15 protein-coding genes and 1 pseudogene are annotated in these 17,608 nt (G+C 50.3%); 4 read left to right on the top strand and 12 right to left on the bottom strand.

Annotated elements, in window-relative coordinates:
* Nucleotides 1-54 precede the first annotated feature (54 nt).
* Nucleotides 55-555: an NUDIX hydrolase gene (locus tag F557_RS0104895; RefSeq protein ID WP_019001126.1), complete on the top strand. Its 501-nt coding sequence runs from the start codon at nucleotides 55-57 to the stop codon at nucleotides 553-555.
* Between the two features lie 63 nt (nucleotides 556-618).
* Here F557_RS0104895 and corA read toward each other — a convergent pair whose 3' ends face one another.
* Nucleotides 619-1,572, bottom strand: a complete 954-nt coding sequence (gene corA / locus F557_RS0104890) for a magnesium/cobalt transporter CorA (RefSeq protein ID WP_019001125.1) — start codon at nucleotides 1,570-1,572, stop codon at nucleotides 619-621.
* Nucleotides 1,573-1,683: 111 nt separating this feature from the next.
* The gene (locus F557_RS0104885; protein WP_019001124.1) at nucleotides 1,684-1,908 is read right to left on the bottom strand and encodes a hypothetical protein; all 225 of its coding nucleotides are present in this window, start codon (nucleotides 1,906-1,908) and stop codon (nucleotides 1,684-1,686) included.
* 15 nt (nucleotides 1,909-1,923) lie between these two features.
* Between F557_RS0104885 and icd the strand changes: the two genes are divergently transcribed.
* Nucleotides 1,924-3,180, top strand: coding sequence for an NADP-dependent isocitrate dehydrogenase (icd, locus tag F557_RS0104880; RefSeq protein ID WP_425425320.1), 1,257 nt, complete (start codon nucleotides 1,924-1,926; stop codon nucleotides 3,178-3,180).
* 262 nt (nucleotides 3,181-3,442) lie between these two features.
* On the opposite strand, the gene F557_RS18865 is transcribed toward icd, so the two are convergent.
* From F557_RS18865 to ung, 4 genes are all read right to left on the bottom strand, one after another.
* On the bottom strand, nucleotides 3,443-4,504 hold the full coding sequence (locus tag F557_RS18865) for a LacI family DNA-binding transcriptional regulator (protein WP_044142988.1): 1,062 nt from the start codon (nucleotides 4,502-4,504) through the stop codon (nucleotides 3,443-3,445).
* Between the two features lie 239 nt (nucleotides 4,505-4,743).
* Nucleotides 4,744-6,771, bottom strand: a complete 2,028-nt coding sequence (locus F557_RS18860) for a transglycosylase SLT domain-containing protein (RefSeq protein WP_169335160.1) — start codon at nucleotides 6,769-6,771, stop codon at nucleotides 4,744-4,746.
* 432 nt (nucleotides 6,772-7,203) lie between these two features.
* Nucleotides 7,204-8,688 carry a sigma-54 dependent transcriptional regulator gene (locus tag F557_RS0104845; RefSeq protein WP_019001117.1) on the bottom strand — a complete coding sequence of 495 codons (1,485 nt, stop codon included), beginning with the start codon at nucleotides 8,686-8,688 and terminating at the stop codon, nucleotides 7,204-7,206.
* 142 nt (nucleotides 8,689-8,830) lie between these two features.
* Nucleotides 8,831-9,514 carry a uracil-DNA glycosylase gene (gene ung, locus F557_RS0104840; RefSeq protein ID WP_019001116.1) on the bottom strand — a complete coding sequence of 228 codons (684 nt, stop codon included), beginning with the start codon at nucleotides 9,512-9,514 and terminating at the stop codon, nucleotides 8,831-8,833.
* A 789-nt stretch (nucleotides 9,515-10,303) separates the two neighbouring features.
* On the opposite strand from ung, the gene F557_RS18855 reads away from it, so the two are divergent.
* Both F557_RS18855 and F557_RS0104825 read left to right on the top strand, forming a co-directional pair.
* Nucleotides 10,304-10,993 carry a TIGR00266 family protein gene (locus tag F557_RS18855; protein ID WP_019001115.1) on the top strand — a complete coding sequence of 230 codons (690 nt, stop codon included), beginning with the start codon at nucleotides 10,304-10,306 and terminating at the stop codon, nucleotides 10,991-10,993.
* Nucleotides 10,994-11,298: 305 nt separating this feature from the next.
* On the top strand, nucleotides 11,299-12,465 hold the full coding sequence (locus tag F557_RS0104825; RefSeq protein ID WP_019001113.1) for a prephenate dehydratase domain-containing protein: 1,167 nt from the start codon (nucleotides 11,299-11,301) through the stop codon (nucleotides 12,463-12,465).
* A 373-nt stretch (nucleotides 12,466-12,838) separates the two neighbouring features.
* On the opposite strand, the pseudogene F557_RS23640 reads toward F557_RS0104825, so the two are convergent.
* The 6 genes and pseudogenes from F557_RS23640 to F557_RS0104795 all read right to left on the bottom strand — a co-directional run.
* Nucleotides 12,839-13,144: pseudogene (locus tag F557_RS23640) on the bottom strand (DUF2802 domain-containing protein); the annotation flags it as partial.
* Between the two features lie 254 nt (nucleotides 13,145-13,398).
* A complete protein-coding gene (locus tag F557_RS0104815; RefSeq protein ID WP_019001111.1) occupies nucleotides 13,399-13,887 on the bottom strand; it encodes a chemotaxis protein CheW in 489 nt (162 codons plus the stop codon).
* Between the two features lie 143 nt (nucleotides 13,888-14,030).
* Nucleotides 14,031-14,927 carry a chemotaxis protein CheW gene (locus tag F557_RS18845; RefSeq protein ID WP_019001110.1) on the bottom strand — a complete coding sequence of 299 codons (897 nt, stop codon included), beginning with the start codon at nucleotides 14,925-14,927 and terminating at the stop codon, nucleotides 14,031-14,033.
* Nucleotides 14,928-14,929: 2 nt separating this feature from the next.
* On the bottom strand, nucleotides 14,930-15,709 hold the full coding sequence (locus F557_RS0104805; protein WP_019001109.1) for a ParA family protein: 780 nt from the start codon (nucleotides 15,707-15,709) through the stop codon (nucleotides 14,930-14,932).
* Between the two features lie 10 nt (nucleotides 15,710-15,719).
* Nucleotides 15,720-16,838 carry an OmpA family protein gene (locus F557_RS0104800; RefSeq protein WP_019001108.1) on the bottom strand — a complete coding sequence of 373 codons (1,119 nt, stop codon included), beginning with the start codon at nucleotides 16,836-16,838 and terminating at the stop codon, nucleotides 15,720-15,722.
* Between the two features lie 5 nt (nucleotides 16,839-16,843).
* Nucleotides 16,844-17,584, bottom strand: a complete 741-nt coding sequence (locus tag F557_RS0104795) for a flagellar motor protein (protein ID WP_019001107.1) — start codon at nucleotides 17,582-17,584, stop codon at nucleotides 16,844-16,846.
* Nucleotides 17,585-17,608: the final 24 nt, after the last annotated feature.

Genomic DNA, 17,608 nt, shown 5'->3' with positions numbered 1-17,608 from the left:
ATACAGAATACAGCATGGGCACACAATCACATGGTCTGACCCAAGGAGCGCAGCATGACTGAAATGGTACTTATCGTAAACGAAGACAATGAAATAACAGGCATCGTTCCCCGGCCGGAAATGCGGGCGGGACACATGCCGCACCGGGCTTCCTACGTGCTTCTGGAAAACAGCTCCGGACGCTTCTTTATCGAAAAAAGAACCCTGACCAAGGATTACTGTCCCGGAATGCTGGATGCCTGTATCGGCGGCGTGGTTACCGCCGAGGACGGAGACCATATTCAGGAAAGCGCCCGCAGGGAACTTCTGGAGGAAATGGGAGTAGAAACTCCTCTTTTATGGCTGGGCTGGCTCCGGATCTGCGTTCAGGACAGCTTTCTTTACGGCGGGCTCTTTTATGGCAGGTACGACGGCAGCTTCGTCATGCAGCCGGAAGAGGTGGCTGACGTTCTCATGCTGACGGAGCAGGAAGTACTGGCACGGGAATTCGAAGCCGCCCCGGATTCGATTATCGCTTTCAAAGAAATTCTTAAACGGGTTCGGAAGCAGGCCTGACGCCAAAACCGCCCCGGGAACAGCAAATCAGAAACAAAAAGGCCGCTCCGGAATCGCCACGACTCAGAGCCACCCCTTCTTCTTGAAAACCAGGTAGGTCGTCACCGCCGACAGAAACATGAGACCAATAGATATCGGATAGCCATACTGCCACTGCAGCTCCGGCATGTGTCCGAAATTCATGCCGTAAATACTGGCTATCAGAGTGGGCGGCATGAACACCACTGCCGCCACCGAAAAGATCTTGATAATGCTGTTCTGCTTGTGGTTGATATAGGACATGGAGGTCTGCAGCTGGAAATTGATTTTTTCAAAAAGAAACTGGGTATGCGGCAACAGCGATTCGATGTCCGCCAGAATTCCGTCTATCATTTCAAACTGCGCCGGATTGAACTTGCCGGAAAGATTCTTTCTCAGGAACCGGAGCGCCTTTCTGGTATCGAACAGGGATACTCTGATTTTTGAAATGGTTCCTTCCTGAATAATAAGTTCCTCAATAAGCTCCGGAATCTTTTCGTCATCATCGGCCATTATCTGATCAGCAGTCTCCTCCAGGGTGGTATAGGAATCCTCAATATAATCAGACAGAGATTCGACCTTGATGTCATGAAGCTCCAGAAGAATATCAAGATTATTCTGAATCATTACCCGGTCATGCTTGATATAGTGTCTGAGGAGACGGATGATACTGACATCCTCCTCGCGGAAGCTAATCAGCATTTTTCCGTGAATGGTGAAGAGCACATTGACAGATTCGGTTTCGCGTCCTTTTCGCTGCGGAAACAGAGAGGTGATATGAACGCCGTCAGTATCAACGTAAAAACGGGAGGTGGACTCGATTTCCTCAATGTCATCCTCCTCCGGCACCTCCTCCTTGAACAGGTGCTGCATCCATTCTCTTTCTTCTTCCGTGGGGCACTTAATGTCGATCCAGATAGTATTCTCCGGCAGAACGCCGTTCACATCAAAATTCGAATACGTAAGAGTTTCATTGTGAAGTTCATAGGTTCTGATCATAAGGCTTCACCACATCTGGATCAGCTCCGAGTCCTCCGGAAAATGCAGAATTCGGAACTGTTAAAATTCTCGCGACAACACGGGGCATTTTAACACCATCAAACAAAGGTTTTACAGTCTGAACTGTAATATTATGCCTGCTATCAAACTATTGCCGGAATCAAAGGCTTCCTGAAACGCCCGGAACAGGGTTTTCACACCAGTGTCTGCAGAAAAACCGTACCTGCTGTTTTCATTCAGCACTCCCCTTCGTCCCGGAAAGAGGATCTCATCTCCTGTTACGGTGAAAAGCCTCAATAGGGTATAATTGTCAGGACAAATTTCTTTCGTAAACATATGGAGAAACTCCTCATGAGCAAGGTTACAATTCCTGCTGACGGCTCCCGCATTACCGTAAATGCTGACGGAACCCTGAATATCCCTGACAATCCCGTTATCCCCTTCATTGAAGGCGACGGTATTGGCAGCGACATCACTCCTGCCATGCGTAAGGTAGTTGATGCCGCCGTGGCAAAGGCCTATAACGGCACCAAGAAAATCGCCTGGATGGAAATCTATGCCGGCGAAAAGGCCACAAAGGTATACGGCGCTGACACCTGGCTTCCGGATGAAACCCTGGATTTCCTCAAGGAATATGTTGTTTCCATCAAGGGGCCCCTGACCACCCCCATCGGCGGAGGCATCCGTTCTCTTAACGTGGCGCTCCGCCAGCAGCTGGATCTTTACATCTGCCTGAGACCGGTACGCTATTTCGACGGTGTTCCCAGCCCGGTAAAGAATCCCGAACTGGTTGACATGGTTATCTTCCGTGAAAACAGCGAAGATATTTATGCCGGAATCGAATGGGCTGCTGATACCCCTGAGGCTGAGAAGGTAATCAGCTTTCTGAAGTCCGAAATGGGTGTGAAGAAGATCCGTTTTGACCAGCACTGCGGCATCGGTGTAAAGCCGGTTTCAAAGGAAGGAACCCAGAGGCTGGTGAAAGCCGCCATCGACTATGCCATCAAAAATGACAGAAAGTCGGTTACCCTGGTACACAAGGGCAATATCATGAAATTCACCGAAGGCGCCTTCAAAGCCTGGGGCTACGAGGTAGCAAAGGAGCAGTTCGGCGGCGAGCTTATCGACAATGGGCCGTGGATGAAGATCAAAAACCCTCTTAACGGACATGAAATCATCATCAAGGACTGCATTGCCGACGCCTTCCTGCAGCAGATTCTCCTCCGTCCGGCCGAATATGACGTAATCGCCACCCTGAATCTTAATGGCGACTACATGTCTGACGCCCTGGCTGCCCAGGTCGGAGGTATCGGCATTGCTCCGGGCGCCAACATCGGCAGCACCTGCGCCATGTTTGAAGCCACCCACGGCACCGCTCCGAAGTACACCGGCATGGACAAGGTGAATCCGGGTTCCATCATTCTTTCCGCAGAAATGATGCTGACTCACATGGGCTGGAACGAGGCAGCAAAGCTGGTAGTAAAGGGCATGGAAGGTGCTATCAGAGCCAAGAAGGTTACCTACGATTTTGCCCGTCTCATGGAAGGCGCCACCGAAATCAAGTGCTCCGAATTTGCCGATGAGATCATTAATCATATGGCTGACTGACAGCTGACTGGTAGCAGCGTGCCGCGCGCATAATCACAAGCGCCATATGCAAATACAGTAAAAAAGGAAGCTCCGGCTTCCTTTTTTGTCTGGATTCAAAACTTCGGAACTATCAGCTTGTCCGTCGATTTTTAACCGGCACGCTCCTCACATAACTGACGCAGTTCCTCCGAAAAAACAACTCCCTCCGTCATTATCAGAACAGAAGAAAAACATCTGATAGCAACGGAGGGAGCCTGAAACCCACCACGATTCGGCAGAGCTACTTTTTCGCAGTCTTTCTTGCCGGCTTCTTTTCACCATCCTCGGGCTTAACCTGAGCAACACTGGATTTTTCGATAAGCACCGGAGCAAACTTAAGCGGCCATCTCCAGTTAAACTCCTCGGCACGATCATAAAGCAGGGACAGCGCCAGGGTGGCGGCTCTCTTGCCTACCTCTTCAATAGGATAGCGCACGGTAGTCAGCTTCGGTTTGATGTAGTTACTTATTGGATTATCATCGTAGCCCACGGCACTCACCTGTCCGGGTACTGCGATATTATTGTCAGTCAGAGCGGAAATCGCACCAATGGCCATGGCGTCATTATAGGCCACAAAGGCGGTAAACCCGGCATCGCGCATCAAAAGAGACTCAATGGCGCGATAACCGCCATTCTCGTCCGGGAAGGCAGCACTTACAATATTGGGATCAAATTCGATTCCCGCCTCCTCCAGCGCCTGCTTATAACCGGCCATCCGATCCTTCTCATCTGCAAAGGTGGCATCATCGGAACAGATATAGGCAATCTTCCGGTGCCCGTTAGCAATCAGATGCCGCACAGCGTCGGCCATTCCGGCTGTAATATCCACCCAAACAGAACGATCCTCCAGGGAATTAACCAGACGGTTTACAAACACCATGGGAATTCCGGACTGGTTGAACTCGATAAGCTCGTCATCAGAAAGCGCCTTGGAATGGATAATAAGGGCATCGCAACGACGCAGCAGAAGCGCTTCGATACAGTCCTTCTCGCGATCGTGATTGTGATTTCCGGACATTACTATCACATACTTTTTCTCCGGAAGTATGACATCTTCGATACCCCGCATCATCTGGGCGAAGAACGGCCCGCCGCAGAGATCTCCCACGAGCACGCCGATACAGTTGGAACGCTTGTTTACCAGAGCCTGGGCAAAACTATTAGGCTGGAAATTCAGTTCCTTCATCGCCTTCAGCACAGCCTGTTCCTTTTCCGGAGCCACATTCGCAGATTTATTGATAACTCTGGAAACCGTCGAAATGGATACATTTGCCAGGCGCGAAACATCTTTTATTGTTGCCATAATTCTCACATCACTTTATCGGGATAACAACAAATCACCGGCTGGTCTTAATATTTATCCTGCTTTTTGCCGACGTCTGCTACGGGCGCAGCCACGATCGTAATCCGGGCAGTCAGGACAAAAAACGGAGGCCGGTTCTGTCTATTCTAACATGATTTTCCGCGGTATCAGCACGGAAAAAATGTGAAACAAATTTCATTGTTGACACTGTTTTTTTCCATGCCTCGCCGCATCCGTAATCAGTAAAAAGCCTCATGCTCCGACGGAGTCAGAAGCTCCAGCTTCTGAGCCCCCAGAAGGTGCTGGTAGATGACGTTGTACATCAGTACCTTCTGCACATAGTTTCTGGTCTCGTTGAAAGGTATGGCCTCGATATAGGTAATCGCATCCCGGCGCACGCCGTCACCGCTCTGCCACTTGTAGGCTCTGCCAGGACCAGCATTGTAGCCTGCCGTCGCAAAGATCCGGTTGCCCCCGAATTTTTCCTGAAGATCATGCAGATAGGCACCGCCAAGCCTGATATTTACCGACGGATTAAAAAGCTCATCCTTGCCTCCGTACGGGTAGCCGTACTTCTTGCTGACCATGGCGGCAGTATCCGGCATGAACTGCATGAGACCCCGGGCACCAACCGGAGATCTGGCCAGAGGATTCATCATGCTTTCCTGTCTGGTAATGGCATACATGTAGCTGAGATCCGTACCGCTTCTCCGGGATTCCTGCTCATATATCTTGCGATACGGCAGCGGGAAACGGACATTTAAGGCATCCCAGTCTTTCTTGTATATGGATTCCCATACGGCAAGATCGGAAAAACCGCGCTCGGCTTCCGTGGCAGCTATGGTTCTGGCATCATCAAGAGAAGCGGAGCTCATAGTCTCCCGCCATTCGGTACGGATACCCCGAGTGTCATTCAAAAACGAAAACTCCATGAATCTGGCATAGGCCGGATATTTCTGCAGCAGTGCCTGCCGCTGCTTTTCGTTTGCCGGCACTGCGGTTACCGCCTGAATGGCATAGGGCAGTCCCAGCTTATCAGCAGTGTAAAAGCCATAGAAGCTCCTTTCTCCGGCCAGCTTCCGGTAAATAACATCCGCTTCGGCTTTTTTGCCGGTCTCCTCCAGGGATCTGGCCTTCCAGTAGCGATAATTTTCAGCCTGCTTCTTGTCCTCGGGCAGCCGATCCAGGAAACGCAACACCCCGCGATAGTCCCGATCCCAGATGGCCAGACGAATGCGCTGTTCCAGCATTGCCGGGGTGCCGGCGTTCTCAAGAAGTCTGTCCAAAAGCTGCCGAGGAGCCACACTCTTGTTATAAAGCAGTGCATAAACGAGAGCCCGGTTCACAGTATGCTCCTGAGCTGCGGTAGGATGATAGCGGTCCTTAAAATTTCCAACATCAGCAAGAGCAGCTTCCGGACTGGTTCTGGCATATCTGGCAAACACTAGGGAAGCAGCCTCTTTCTGAGTCTGGGGAATGGAGGCATACTTTGAAGGCTTTCCGTAATATGATGACAAAGTCTTCACCAGAGTCTTGTCGCCTTCTCCTCTGAGCTCGGAAACGGCGTCAAGATAAGCCTTGCTGCCGTTCTTGGTCCAATAGGTGTTGCGGATTCTTTCAAGCACCATATCCCTAGTAAGAAGTCCTCCGGTCTTGAGGGTACTGACCAGGGAAGCACATTCCTTGGAGAACGGCTCACCCTCCTCATAGTCCGTTCTGATGAAATCCAAAGCCTCCTTCTTGCGGCCGTGGTGATACTCTGCCTGGTACCACAGACACTGCAGCTTAGTTCCTTCGGGCTTTTCCGGAGCGATTTTAAGCACACTGGCATAATCTCCGTTATTGGCATAATAGTGCATATAGGAGCTCTGCACATGCCGAGCCAGACCACTATGACCGCCACTTTTTATAAATTTCTGAATTCTGCTGATATCAGCCTTTTCGATTTTCAGAAGCAGGTATTCCAGATAAACATTAAGCGGGTAATCCCCCAGCTCTGAATGAATGCGTCTTACTGTGTCGTAATCGCGCTTCTCATAAGCAGAAAGAGCCTTAAGATACTTCTGACGCTCCGCCTGATAATGCATGAAATCATGTTTGTAGGAAACTGACACCTCTTCCTTGCTCACCGTCGTTTCCGGCTTAATCTGGGTAGTCAGAGGTTCCTGGGTTCCGGCACAGGCCGTAACGCAAAGCGCAAGCACGCTGGGAACAAAGAGACAAAAACACCCGGTAATTTGTTTTATAAGTGCTGATACCTTTTCCATAGACTGTTTCTTGATTTTCCTGTAAATAACGCTCCTGAAAGAGCTTCCGCAGTTATACATCCTGATAAATAAACGCCGGCAAGCCGGGAGAACCCCGGATAAACCCCGATCCTGCACCGGCCAGTAACAGCCGACGCATTTTAAAAAACAGTCTGGGAATCAGGAAGAACTTGCCGACAGCAGCCACGGTCATAAAGCATCTGAAAAAACTATCCGGGACATTTTTTGACTGTCCGGACCAGAAAAAAGCACCCGGCAACAAAATATCTCCGAAATCAGGATGAACGCGGCGGCATTAAAAAACACTGTAAAGTGTACCATCAGAATCACAGAAAATAAAATCCGGCAGCACTTTTTTTCTGCCGGATCTCAATATCGTTTTCCGAAGTCTGAAACAAACCCGGAATTTTCATAAAACACTAAACTAATAAACTACTCTGTGTCCTGGGAAATTCCATATTTTTTAATTTTTTCCACGAGAGTGGTACGCCGCATCTGCAAAATCTCCGCAGCTCTGGCAACTACCCCGTCCGTGGCTGCCAGAGCCTGTTTAATCATGTCAATTTCGATCTGACTGACCATATCCTTAAGATTCACCCCTTCCGGTGGCAGTACTCCGGAAAAGGGAGCCCCCAGATCATCATGCTGTGCTCCCTCATGTCCGTCTTCAGAAGCAGCGGAGTCATCATGATCGTCATCACTGCCGGTATCGCTGAACAGATCAAAGAGAACATCCTTTTCACTGATCTCATCCTGCCGGGTTCCCTTCACACCATACTGGTATTTCTGCGGGAGATCCTGGGCATCCACAATCTCATCGGGGTGCATGATAATCATGCGTTCCACCAGATTCGAAAGCTCCCGGACATTCCCGGACCACTCATGCTGCATCAGGGATTCCATGGCTCTCTGGGTAAACCTGACACTAACCCGGTGTTCGTCGGAATATCGTCTTATAAGCTCCTGAAGCAAAAGCGGAATGTCATCAGCTCTTTCCCGGAGCGGCGGAGTCATGATGGGAAAAACATTCAGCCGATAGAACAGATCCTCCCGGAACTGACCTTCACGGATCATTTCCTCCAGATTACGGTGCGTGGCGGCAATCACCCGGACATCGCACTTGATCTGCTTGTTACTGCCGACCTTCTCAAACACTCTCTCCTGTAACACCCGAAGAAGCTTAACCTGCATCTGGAGCGGCATATCCCCGATTTCATCCAGAAAAATGGTACCGCCCTCCGCCAGCTCAAAACGCCCCGCCCGGCTGGTAATGGCTCCGGTAAAGGCTCCCTTTTCGTGTCCGAAGAGCTCGCTTTCCAGAAGCTCCGCCGGAATAGCTCCGCAGTTAATAGGAACAAAGGGCTTGTTCCTCCGATCGGAAAGAGCATGAACAGCCCGGGCTACCACCTCCTTGCCGGTACCGGATTCACCAAGGATCAGCACATTTGCCGTGGTGGGCGCCACCTGCTCAATAAGATGCCGTACTTCCTGAATGGCCCGCCCCTTTCCCACCAGAAATTTGAGAAGTCTCTGGGCATTATCACTGCGTTTCAGATTCTTATGGAGAGAATTGAAGGACTGGCAGAATCTGAGAAGCTGCAAAAAACCTTCATAGGTGCCGTCCTTACCGAGAATTCCGATCATGTTGGGTTCCCGGGGGAGCTCGCTTTCATCGTGCGCCTGAGTGAAGATAAATGGAACCATAGGATGTTTTTTAAGAAGATCTGCCGGAGTCACAGCACCGGTATTGCCGGCAATTACCAGGGTAATCCCGGCATTGTCACTGTCAAGATAGCTCAGGCAGTCAGGAAGTTCACCGCTCTGCCATTCGCAGCCAAGAAATTTTACGATGGTTTCGATTTCCTGACGCAGCTCACTGCGTTCCTCAAGAATCAAGATATTTCCTGCAAAATCCATAGATCCTCCCATTTCATGGTGACGATTGTAAGATTTTCGCAGTAAAAATAACTATGCTTATGTCAAATTTTCGACACTTTGTCGGTTTTCCGTCATAATACTGTCGACCCCGGGAATGCAGACAGTTCCGGGAACTGTACCATCAGTGCCGGACGGGATTCTCGGGAAGACGCCAGTCTATGGGAGTCTTCCCCCAGGCTTCCAGATAGGAATTGCACGCACGGAAATGTCCGCAGCCGAAAAATCCCCGGTAGGCGCTCAGCGGACTGGGATGCGGTGCTTTCAAAACCAGATGTCTTGAAGTATCCACATTTTTTCCCTTGGTCTGAGCCGGACTTCCCCACAGCATAAACACGGTATGCTCGGTACATTCGTTAATTCTGGCAATCACATGATCAGTAAAAATTTCCCAGCCCCGGCCGAAATGACTTTTGGGAAGCCCTTGCTCAACGGTCAGAGTATTGTTAAGAAGAAACACCCCCTGCTCTGCCCACGACGTCAGACAGCCATGAGCAGGAATGGCAAAATCTGGCCCGTACTCCTGATGAAGTTCCTGGTAGATATTCTTCAGAGACGGCGGTACCGGGATGCCAGGATTTACAGAGAAGCATAATCCGTTGGCCTGCCCCGGCCCGTGATAGGGATCCTGACCGATAATAACAACCTTAACCTGGCAGAAGGGAGTGATTCTGAAGGCGCTGAAAATTTCCTTTTCCGGAGGAAAAACCTGCGTCTCCTTTCTTCTTTCCTTCTGAAATCGCATTACCTCGGCAAAGTACGGCATTTCCTTTTCGGAACCTATAACATCATGCCAGGTCGTTTCCATATTATGCACTCCTCCCTCTTTCAGGGGATTTTGTTCCGAACAGGCAGCAAGACCGCGTTTCGGAAAACCAAATAGCGCTGTCCGAACCATTGTAGACAGCATTAGCCGGTAGCTATTTTACCATTTTGCATAAATGAGAATCTTCAAAAAATCGGGTATTCTTTCCGCAAAAAACTGAAATATCATTAAAAAACTATTCCTGACAAAAACCTGAGAGAATGTAAATTTCGAGACTAGTTTTTATACCGTTGGTTAAATTCCAGATCTAATTCCATACACCCAGGTTGTTTTTTAAGCAATAAAGCCTAGAAAACGGTCAATATTTAACCATTATTAAGCTGTCTGCAGCGTTTTTCAGCAAAAAATGAAAGATTAATCACGCAAACTCAAATTTCTGTAGATCATCCTCCGTAAAAGGGGTATTATTATTTATGAAATCGTTTCCTAAGCTATGAACGGTTTTCTTCATAATAATTAAAGGTAAGGCATGAATGTTGAGAGTTTATGACAATACCTTAACGGAGTCGTGACCACCGCGGCTCCGTTTTTCAATTAATATTTCCTATTTTCCAAGCCTCCTGTTTCCCGAATCTTGCTGTGCCCGAGACTCCTTGAGCCCTCTCCGATCCTGCTATTCACGACTTGAAATTTCTTTTTTGGATTTTAGTGACCTCTAAAAACAAAACCCTTCGCCTATTCATGTATAATCATTTCCAGAATCAGCGGTTCTCGGAACCCCGTCCCCAGAGGTATCCTGCAAAGTATCCCCGGACGGCCGGGATTTGTGTTTTGTCCAGAACGGAACCTCCGGGACTTTCATACCAGTACGAATTTGAGGTAGCTATGAAATACGAAATTGTTCATCAGGACTCCTTCCCCATGTTGCAGGTTCATCTGGAACGGGGAGAAAAAATCTCCTGCGAAAGAGGCGCCATGATCACCATGAGCCAGGGACTGGAACTTCAGGGAGATGTCAAGGGTGGTATTGTCGGAGGGCTTATCAGAAGCTTCCTTACCCAGGAAAGCTTTTTTACCGAAAACATCACCGCCTCCGGAGGAGCCGGCACAGCCTCCATCGGAGCCGGTATTCCGGGTTCCATACTGGCTCTTGAAGTAACTCCCTCCAAAACCCTGCTGGTTCAGAAAGGCGGCTATCTGGCCAGTACTCCCGGCGTGGAAATCGGCACCAAGATGCAGGGACTTATCAAGGGCTTTACCTCCAAGGAAGGTTTCTTCCTCATAAAGCTCACCGGTTCCGGCACCGCCTTCATCGCATCCCTGGGAGCCGCCCATCGCTTCGATCTGGAACCGGGAGAAGAGCTGGTAGTGGACAACGGGCATCTCCTGGCCTGGGACGAAACTCTTGAGTACACCATGCAGAAGGCTTCTGGCTTCGTGTCCAGTGTTACTTCCGGAGAAGGACTGGTCTGCAAATTCAGAGGGCCGGGAACACTCTACATCCACACCATGAAATACTGATAACCAGACTTCCCGATCACCTTCGGGAACACAGAAAGGGAAGAATCGGCTTCCCTTTTTTTGTGCTCATTCTTCAGGCGGTATTTCCTCCGGGATTCCCTGAGAGCAGAATCCTGCAGTAAATCCGCCATTATCAGACTGGATACTCTGTCATTTACGATCCGGATCCGTAATTCCCGGCATTACAGTGCCGTCCGGAATCCAGCAGAATATCACCCCGATAACTGCTATAATGGCACGTGGCCGGTTCCAATAACAAGCTTATCAGGCCGCCCCCTGAAACCTCTTTACAACAGGAAATAGCTATGACAGATATTGCCGAAGCCCGCAGCAAAATAGACGCCATTGACACCGCCATCCTCGAGCTTCTTCAAAAAAGAAACAGTGCCGTAGTCAGCATTGCCGAAAACAAGTACCGGAACGGAATTCCGGTAAAAAACCAGGAAAGAGAAAGCCTTCATCTCCAGGAGCTTCTTGCAAAAGCTGAGGCCATGGGAATCTCTCCGGCACTGACTGCAAAACTGTTTACAGCAATATTCACGGATTCCCGATCCCGGCAGATGTCTTTAATCCATGGACTCGATGCTTCCAAAGGAGGAACTCTGGAAAAAATCCGGGTATCATATCTCGGCACCCGGGGATCCTATTCCTATCATGCTACCCATAAATTCTACCACCCGGTAGAATCACGGCTCGTCGAAAGAGGCTGTGCAACCTTTCAGGAAATTATCTCCAGCGTTGAAAACGACGAAGCCGACTGCGGCATTCTGCCAATTGAAAATACCTCCTCCGGCTGTATCAATGAAGTTTACGATCTTCTGCAAAATGCCCGGGTACATATCACAGGAGAACTGACATACAACATTAACCACGGGGTTCTGGCGGCGGCTCCCACAGATCTCTCCCAGATTAAAACCGTCTATTCTCACGCCCAGCCCATCCAGCAGTGCTCCCAGTGGCTGCATAAAAACCTGCCGGAGGCGATCTTCAAAACCACCAGCGCCACTACCGAGGCCATGGAAATCGTTGCCGGACTCAAATCGCCGGAAGCAGTAGCCATCGGCTGCGAGGATTCGGCACCGCTTTACGGTCTTACCCCGCTGTTTTCGAACATTGCCAATCAGAAAGTAAACATCACCAGATTCATCGTGATAGGAAAAGAAGAAATCACCGTACCTGTAACCATTACCGCCAAGACCTCGCTGACCTTCACCACCCAAAACCGGCCTGGGGCTCTTGTCAGAGTTCTGGAGGTATTCAGCAAAAGAAACATCAATATTGTCAAGCTGGAATCCCGTCCCAGAATCGGCAACCGGGAAGGACTGATATGGGCGGAAACCTTCTATGCGGATGTAATTGCCAATACCGAAACTGCCGTGCTTCAGGATGCGCTTCGCCAGCTTAGGGATGTAACCGGAGAGGTTAAGATTCTGGGCTGCTATCCGGCCACAGCCATCCCGGATGAGGCCTGAACTGCTCCCGGAAGTTCTCCCCGGACCGCTCTGCCCGGCATTTATTTCGTAAACTGTTTTTCATTCATTTCTCCGCCGGAGTGCCACTCCGGTTTTTAAATTTCCGCATCATCTCCAAAGCCTCGGCCGGAATTCGGGCCTCCTCCTCCCGAATCTGCCCCTTAAAGGCTTCCTGCATTCCCATGGCCTGATGACCGCCTTTGGATCCGGACTCACCGCTTCCGGCCGGCGATGAAACGCCCGGGTGTTCCTTATTCCGGGCAATGCCATCCTTAACGGCACGTTCCATATTTCTGGCTTCCAAAGATTTTGGAGCCAGAGAAACCGGTGGAGTACCAGAGTCCCCCTCCGGCGACTTTCCCAGCACCCGGAACAGAAGTTCGGCTTCCGGCAGCGGGATTTCACACTCCCTTACCACCTCCTCAAGTCCGGCCCCCAGCTGAATCATTTTCTTGGCCCGGGAATACATTCTCCCTTCGGGCTCCTTTAACTCCAGATCCGCCTGCTTGTCAGACAGTCGCTCTACCGATTCCTGAAAATCCTGAAATTTTTTTATAATCCCAATATTGCCGGTCAGAAGCTCGTTAAGCTCCTTTCTAGAGCTGTTCTGCTTTTGAGCAAGGGAATTAAAGGCGGTGGAAACATCCTTCTTGAGTCTGCTTATGCGACGCAGTGCCATTAGAGCGCATACCAGCGCTCCAAGAGCCATTCCGACAGCTGAAAATGCCAATGCAAACAACCAGATTGTCAGTTCTTCCGCACTCATGGTAATTTCCGTATCGCAAAAAAAATATATAAAAAACTCCAATGCCTCTGCTAATGACATCGGAGTCCCTAATCAATATGAAGCCGCCCGGCCCCGAGCGGAGATCCGTCAAAAGCCACCCGGGGCAAGAGCCCACGGGGAAACGGAAATCTCCTAACGCCGCATAATCAGATACGGCTGATTTCGTCCCATTCTTCGGATGTCAGAAGCTTATTAAGATCAATGATAATCAGAAGCTCCTCACCCAGATTGGCCACCCCCTTAATGAACTGAGCGCTTTCCTCGGTACCGATATTCGGAGCCGGATCAATATCATCAGCACTGAGATCCACCACCTCGGCCACGCTGTCCACCAGAATACCCACAACCTGTCCGCCCGCCTCGATAATTACGATACGGGAGCTGTCGGTGACCTCCATGGGCTCAATTCCGAAACGCATTCTGGTGTCAATTACGGTAACCACATTGCCCCTGAGGTTAATAATGCCCAGAACATAATCCGGAGATCCGGGAACAGGAGCAATTTCGGAATAGCGCAAAACCTCCTGAACCTGCATCACATTGATGCCATATACCTCTCGGTCGAGATGAAAGGTCACCCATCTGGTCAGTTCACCATTCTTGGCCTTGACCTGACTGTTATCCTGTTCTGCCATGACTGTTCCTCCACTCCTGATATCCGGGACGGCACACCCGGCCTAATCCGTTTTTGAGAATACCGGCATTATACACTGACAATTCCGGCGTTTTCCGTGCGGAAACACGTAATTTTAAGACACATCTGCAAAAAAATCCGGCACTACTGTCTGATCCTTCCGGAGCCATCCAGAAGATCCCGCACATTATCTCCGGATTCCAGCATTTTTATAAGCTCTTCCGGATGCAAAAGCGCACACATTTCGTTCTTCACGATTCCCGAAAGCCACGGACGGGCCCCGGGCTTATCACGCCACTTAATGGCACCATCGCTCAGGTTGCGGGTTCCAATAAGCTCATCACACTGCACAGCCCAGTCTGAATTACCCAGCAGAATGGCATACCGGTACTCGTGTGCTACAATTTCCTTGCCAGGCATCATCCACCTAGCGGTATCAACCACTGCCACCTTGCGTTTTCTGATATTGGTGAGACCGGAAAACCATTCCGGCTTCCCGAACATCTGGGTAATCTTTTCAATCTGGTAAATTCCCCCCAGATACTTGAGAGGCACGGCCAGAATAACGCCGGCCACCTTGAAAAACAGGGCGGAGAACTCCTTTCCGAGATCCATATTCTGCCATTCAGTCTTTGCAGGAGCACAGACCTCTTCCCGTACCTCCGGAGCGGTTGCAACCACAGGCTCAGAGACCTGAGTACTGACCACAGTTTTCGTCTCGGTTATAACTGAAGTTTCGGCAGACGCCGCAGTTTCCGTCCGGCTCTCTGTTCTGACGGCAGCAGCTAAAGGTGTTTCTGTAGCCACAGCCTCCTTGACTTCAGAAACTGCGGCTGCCTCAACGGTTATGGGAACCTGATCCAGCAAAGACTGGAGAGAAGTACGGCTTTCCGGCTCCTTAAACGGCAAAGGTGGCGTCTTTTCCTGCTCCTTTTCAGTGGCCGGCAACAGCCCGCTCTGCTCCCCGGACAGGGGTTCATCCTCGGCAAGCAGCGAATTAAAATAATTCACCATTGCCGCATACTGCATGGATTTGCTCATTTTTAACTGTCCTTCTCCACTTTCAGGAGGTCATTAAGAAGCTTCTCGTAGGCCAGGCACCCCTTTGAATACGGAAACTTTATCGGGGCCGGTACATGAAATTCGCTGGAATCCCGGAATCTGGTATCAATAGGTATCACATCACGCCACACCACATCGCCGTAGGCTTCCTTTATGGATTCCAGTGTCTGATTCGAAGCTCGGGTACGCCTGTCAAACATGGTGGGCACAATCAGGTATCGCAACGGCCGGGCCTTGGTTCCCCGCAGAATCTCAAAGGTCTTCATCATTCTTTCCAGCCCCTTTAGAGCTAAGAACTCGGTCTGGGTCGGCACGATAATGCTGGAACTGGCCGCCAGAGCATTGACCATCATCACCCCCAGCACCGGAGGACAGTCAACGATAGCACAGTCAAACTCATCTCCCAGAACCGCCAGAGACTTTTTCAAAATAAGTCCCGCCTGGCTCTGCTTCTGTCCCAGAGTCTGATCCAGGGTAGCCAGAGCCAAAGATCCCGCCATCAGCTTAATATTGCTCACCGGAGTGTCGATAATAATCGATTTAACCAGATCCCGTGTTATTTCCCCGCTGATAAACAGGTCGAACAGCGTATGCTCCAGATCATCAGAATCATAGCCAAAACAACTGGTAAGGGAGGAGTGCGGGTCAGTATCCAGCACCAGAACCCGCATCCCCCTTCTGGCCATAATCCCGGCCAAAGTGATCACTGTCGTGGTTTTGCCAACGCCGCCCTTCTGATTTGCAACCGTCCATACAATCATCAGATCGTCCTCACTGTCTGTTATCTCCCGAGCCCGTAGCAGTTCCGCTTCCGGAATCTTTTCCTCCGGAACCTGTGGCTCCCTGAGGCTCCTGTCTTGAGAAAACCTTGATGCGTCCGTCCGGCATTCTGATTATCTCCAGATCCTCCAGATCCCGGGGAGACAGCTGCTCCCGTGCGCCTGGCGAAGTATCCACCAGATCCGGAAGCACCTCAAGCTTTACGGGCCTCATGGCATATTTGGAAACAGCCACGGTCACACAGCGATTGCGGGCCCGGCCTCTTTCCGTGGAATTCGAAACAAAAGGAGCAAACTGACCGTAGGCCTCCACTCCCAGCCTGTGCGGATCTATCCCGTTTACCGCCATATCCTCTATAACACTGATGGATCTGGCAGCGGAAAGCTCCCAGTTAGAACGGTACACTTCGTTCTTCACCAGAGAGTTGTCAGTATATCCCCGCACCCGGATATAGTTGCTGATATTTTTCAGGATATCAGAAATCTTTTCAAGCACCGGCCGGGCTCTGTTCAGGATCGAAGCGCTTTCCGGAGCAAAAATCAGAGCATCGTTCAGATCTATAGTAAGCCAGTTCTGATTCTGGGACACAATCACCAGCCCCTCGCTCTCCAGCTCCTCCAGCGCATTGGAGATATCCTCTCTCACCGAATCCAGGGGAGCCCCCATAATATTCTCGCCCGAAGTGCTGCTGATGGCATCAGATGCTTCCGCACCGTTGCCGTTATTGTCATCACGATCGCTTTCCTTTTTAATCGGAGAATCCTGGGAGGCTCCATACTCAATCATGCCGCCACCGCCCGGATTATCCGCATGAATCGGCTTGATATCAGGAGTAGTAAGATTGACAGTAGCCTCTACAGGATTTTCGCTCATAAGCTGAGTAATGATGATTTCCGCCTGTCCCGGGGCCTCCGCCTTGTCATTTACAAAGCCTACCTGGGTAAAGCTGTCCATAAGACCCTGCACCATGGCTGAAAAGTCATTTCTGGCAGACATGGCAAAGCCGTAAAGCACCACAAAAACTGCAAAAAGCAACGTCATGAAGTCTGCATAGGATACCATCCAGCGCTCAGCATTTTCGGGTGCGGCAACCTTCTTCTTGCGGGCCATGGACGTCAGACCTCCTGCCCGGTGTATACCGAAAGCTTTCTCTTAAGCTGCATTGAATTTTCGCCATTGGAAATGGAAACCAGTCCCTCAAGCGTCATGGCCTTGAAGGCCAGTCTGTCATGAAGAATCGCCTTAAACCGGTTGCCGGCTGGAAGAAACAGAAGATTGGCCGCTACCAGACCGTAAATTGTGGCCACAAAAGCCACTGCAATGGATGGTCCCAGAAGCTCCGGCTGATCCAGAAGCCCCATAGCGTGAATGAGTCCCAGAACCGCACCAATAATTCCCATGCACGGGGCATAGCCGCCGATACCCTCCAGAACCTTGATGTACTGCTCCTCCTCGTATTCCTCGTGCTCCATTTCTGCCTCCAGAAGAGCGACGAGCTGCTCCTTGTCAACCCCGTCCACGATCATCTGGATCCCCTTTTTGGTAAAGGGATCGTTAATGTTGCCCAGAGTGTTTTCCAGTGCCAGAAGTCCTTGCTGACGGGCCGTTTGGAGCATTGACTCCAAAAGGGAGGACTGACCGATTAAATCATGCCGGGGCGGAGCGATAAGCCACTTGAGACGCACCAGAGCTCCAATAACGGTCCCAATGGGAAACTGCACCATGCCCGCTCCGAAGGCGGCTCCGATCACAATCATGAAGGCCGGCAAATCCAGGAGAGCGGTGGGATGAGATCCTTCAATCATCATCCCGCCGAGAATAAAGCCCACACCTACAAAAAATCCTAAAATATTCATAGATTACCTACTTTACTGCTCTCC

Source organism: Succinimonas amylolytica DSM 2873, from assembly GCF_000378405.1.
GTDB lineage: Bacteria > Pseudomonadota > Gammaproteobacteria > Enterobacterales > Succinivibrionaceae > Succinimonas > Succinimonas amylolytica.
Note: the sequence above shows the minus strand (reverse complement) of the source record. Positions and strands in the feature narration are given on the sequence as shown.

Bases quoted from the DNA above. Each gene is read 5' to 3' on its own strand.
- F557_RS0104895 (WP_019001126.1), top strand. From the start codon at position 55: ATGACTGAAATGGTACTTATCGTAAACGAAGACAATGAAATAACAGGC.
- corA (WP_019001125.1), bottom strand. From the start codon at position 1,572: ATGATCAGAACCTATGAACTTCACAATGAAACTCTTACGTATTCGAAT.
- F557_RS0104885 (WP_019001124.1), bottom strand. From the start codon at position 1,908: ATGTTTACGAAAGAAATTTGTCCTGACAATTATACCCTATTGAGGCTT.
- icd (WP_425425320.1), top strand. From the start codon at position 1,924: ATGAGCAAGGTTACAATTCCTGCTGACGGCTCCCGCATTACCGTAAAT.
- F557_RS18865 (WP_044142988.1), bottom strand. From the start codon at position 4,504: ATGGCAACAATAAAAGATGTTTCGCGCCTGGCAAATGTATCCATTTCG.
- F557_RS18860 (WP_169335160.1), bottom strand. From the start codon at position 6,771: ATGGAAAAGGTATCAGCACTTATAAAACAAATTACCGGGTGTTTTTGT.
- F557_RS0104845 (WP_019001117.1), bottom strand. From the start codon at position 8,688: ATGGATTTTGCAGGAAATATCTTGATTCTTGAGGAACGCAGTGAGCTG.
- ung (WP_019001116.1), bottom strand. From the start codon at position 9,514: ATGGAAACGACCTGGCATGATGTTATAGGTTCCGAAAAGGAAATGCCG.
- F557_RS0104825 (WP_019001113.1), top strand. From the start codon at position 11,299: ATGACAGATATTGCCGAAGCCCGCAGCAAAATAGACGCCATTGACACC.
- F557_RS0104815 (WP_019001111.1), bottom strand. From the start codon at position 13,887: ATGGCAGAACAGGATAACAGTCAGGTCAAGGCCAAGAATGGTGAACTG.
- F557_RS18845 (WP_019001110.1), bottom strand. From the start codon at position 14,927: ATGAGCAAATCCATGCAGTATGCGGCAATGGTGAATTATTTTAATTCG.
- F557_RS0104805 (WP_019001109.1), bottom strand. From the start codon at position 15,709: ATGATTGTATGGACGGTTGCAAATCAGAAGGGCGGCGTTGGCAAAACC.
- F557_RS0104800 (WP_019001108.1), bottom strand. From the start codon at position 16,838: ATGGCCCGCAAGAAGAAGGTTGCCGCACCCGAAAATGCTGAGCGCTGG.
- F557_RS0104795 (WP_019001107.1), bottom strand. From the start codon at position 17,584: ATGAATATTTTAGGATTTTTTGTAGGTGTGGGCTTTATTCTCGGCGGG.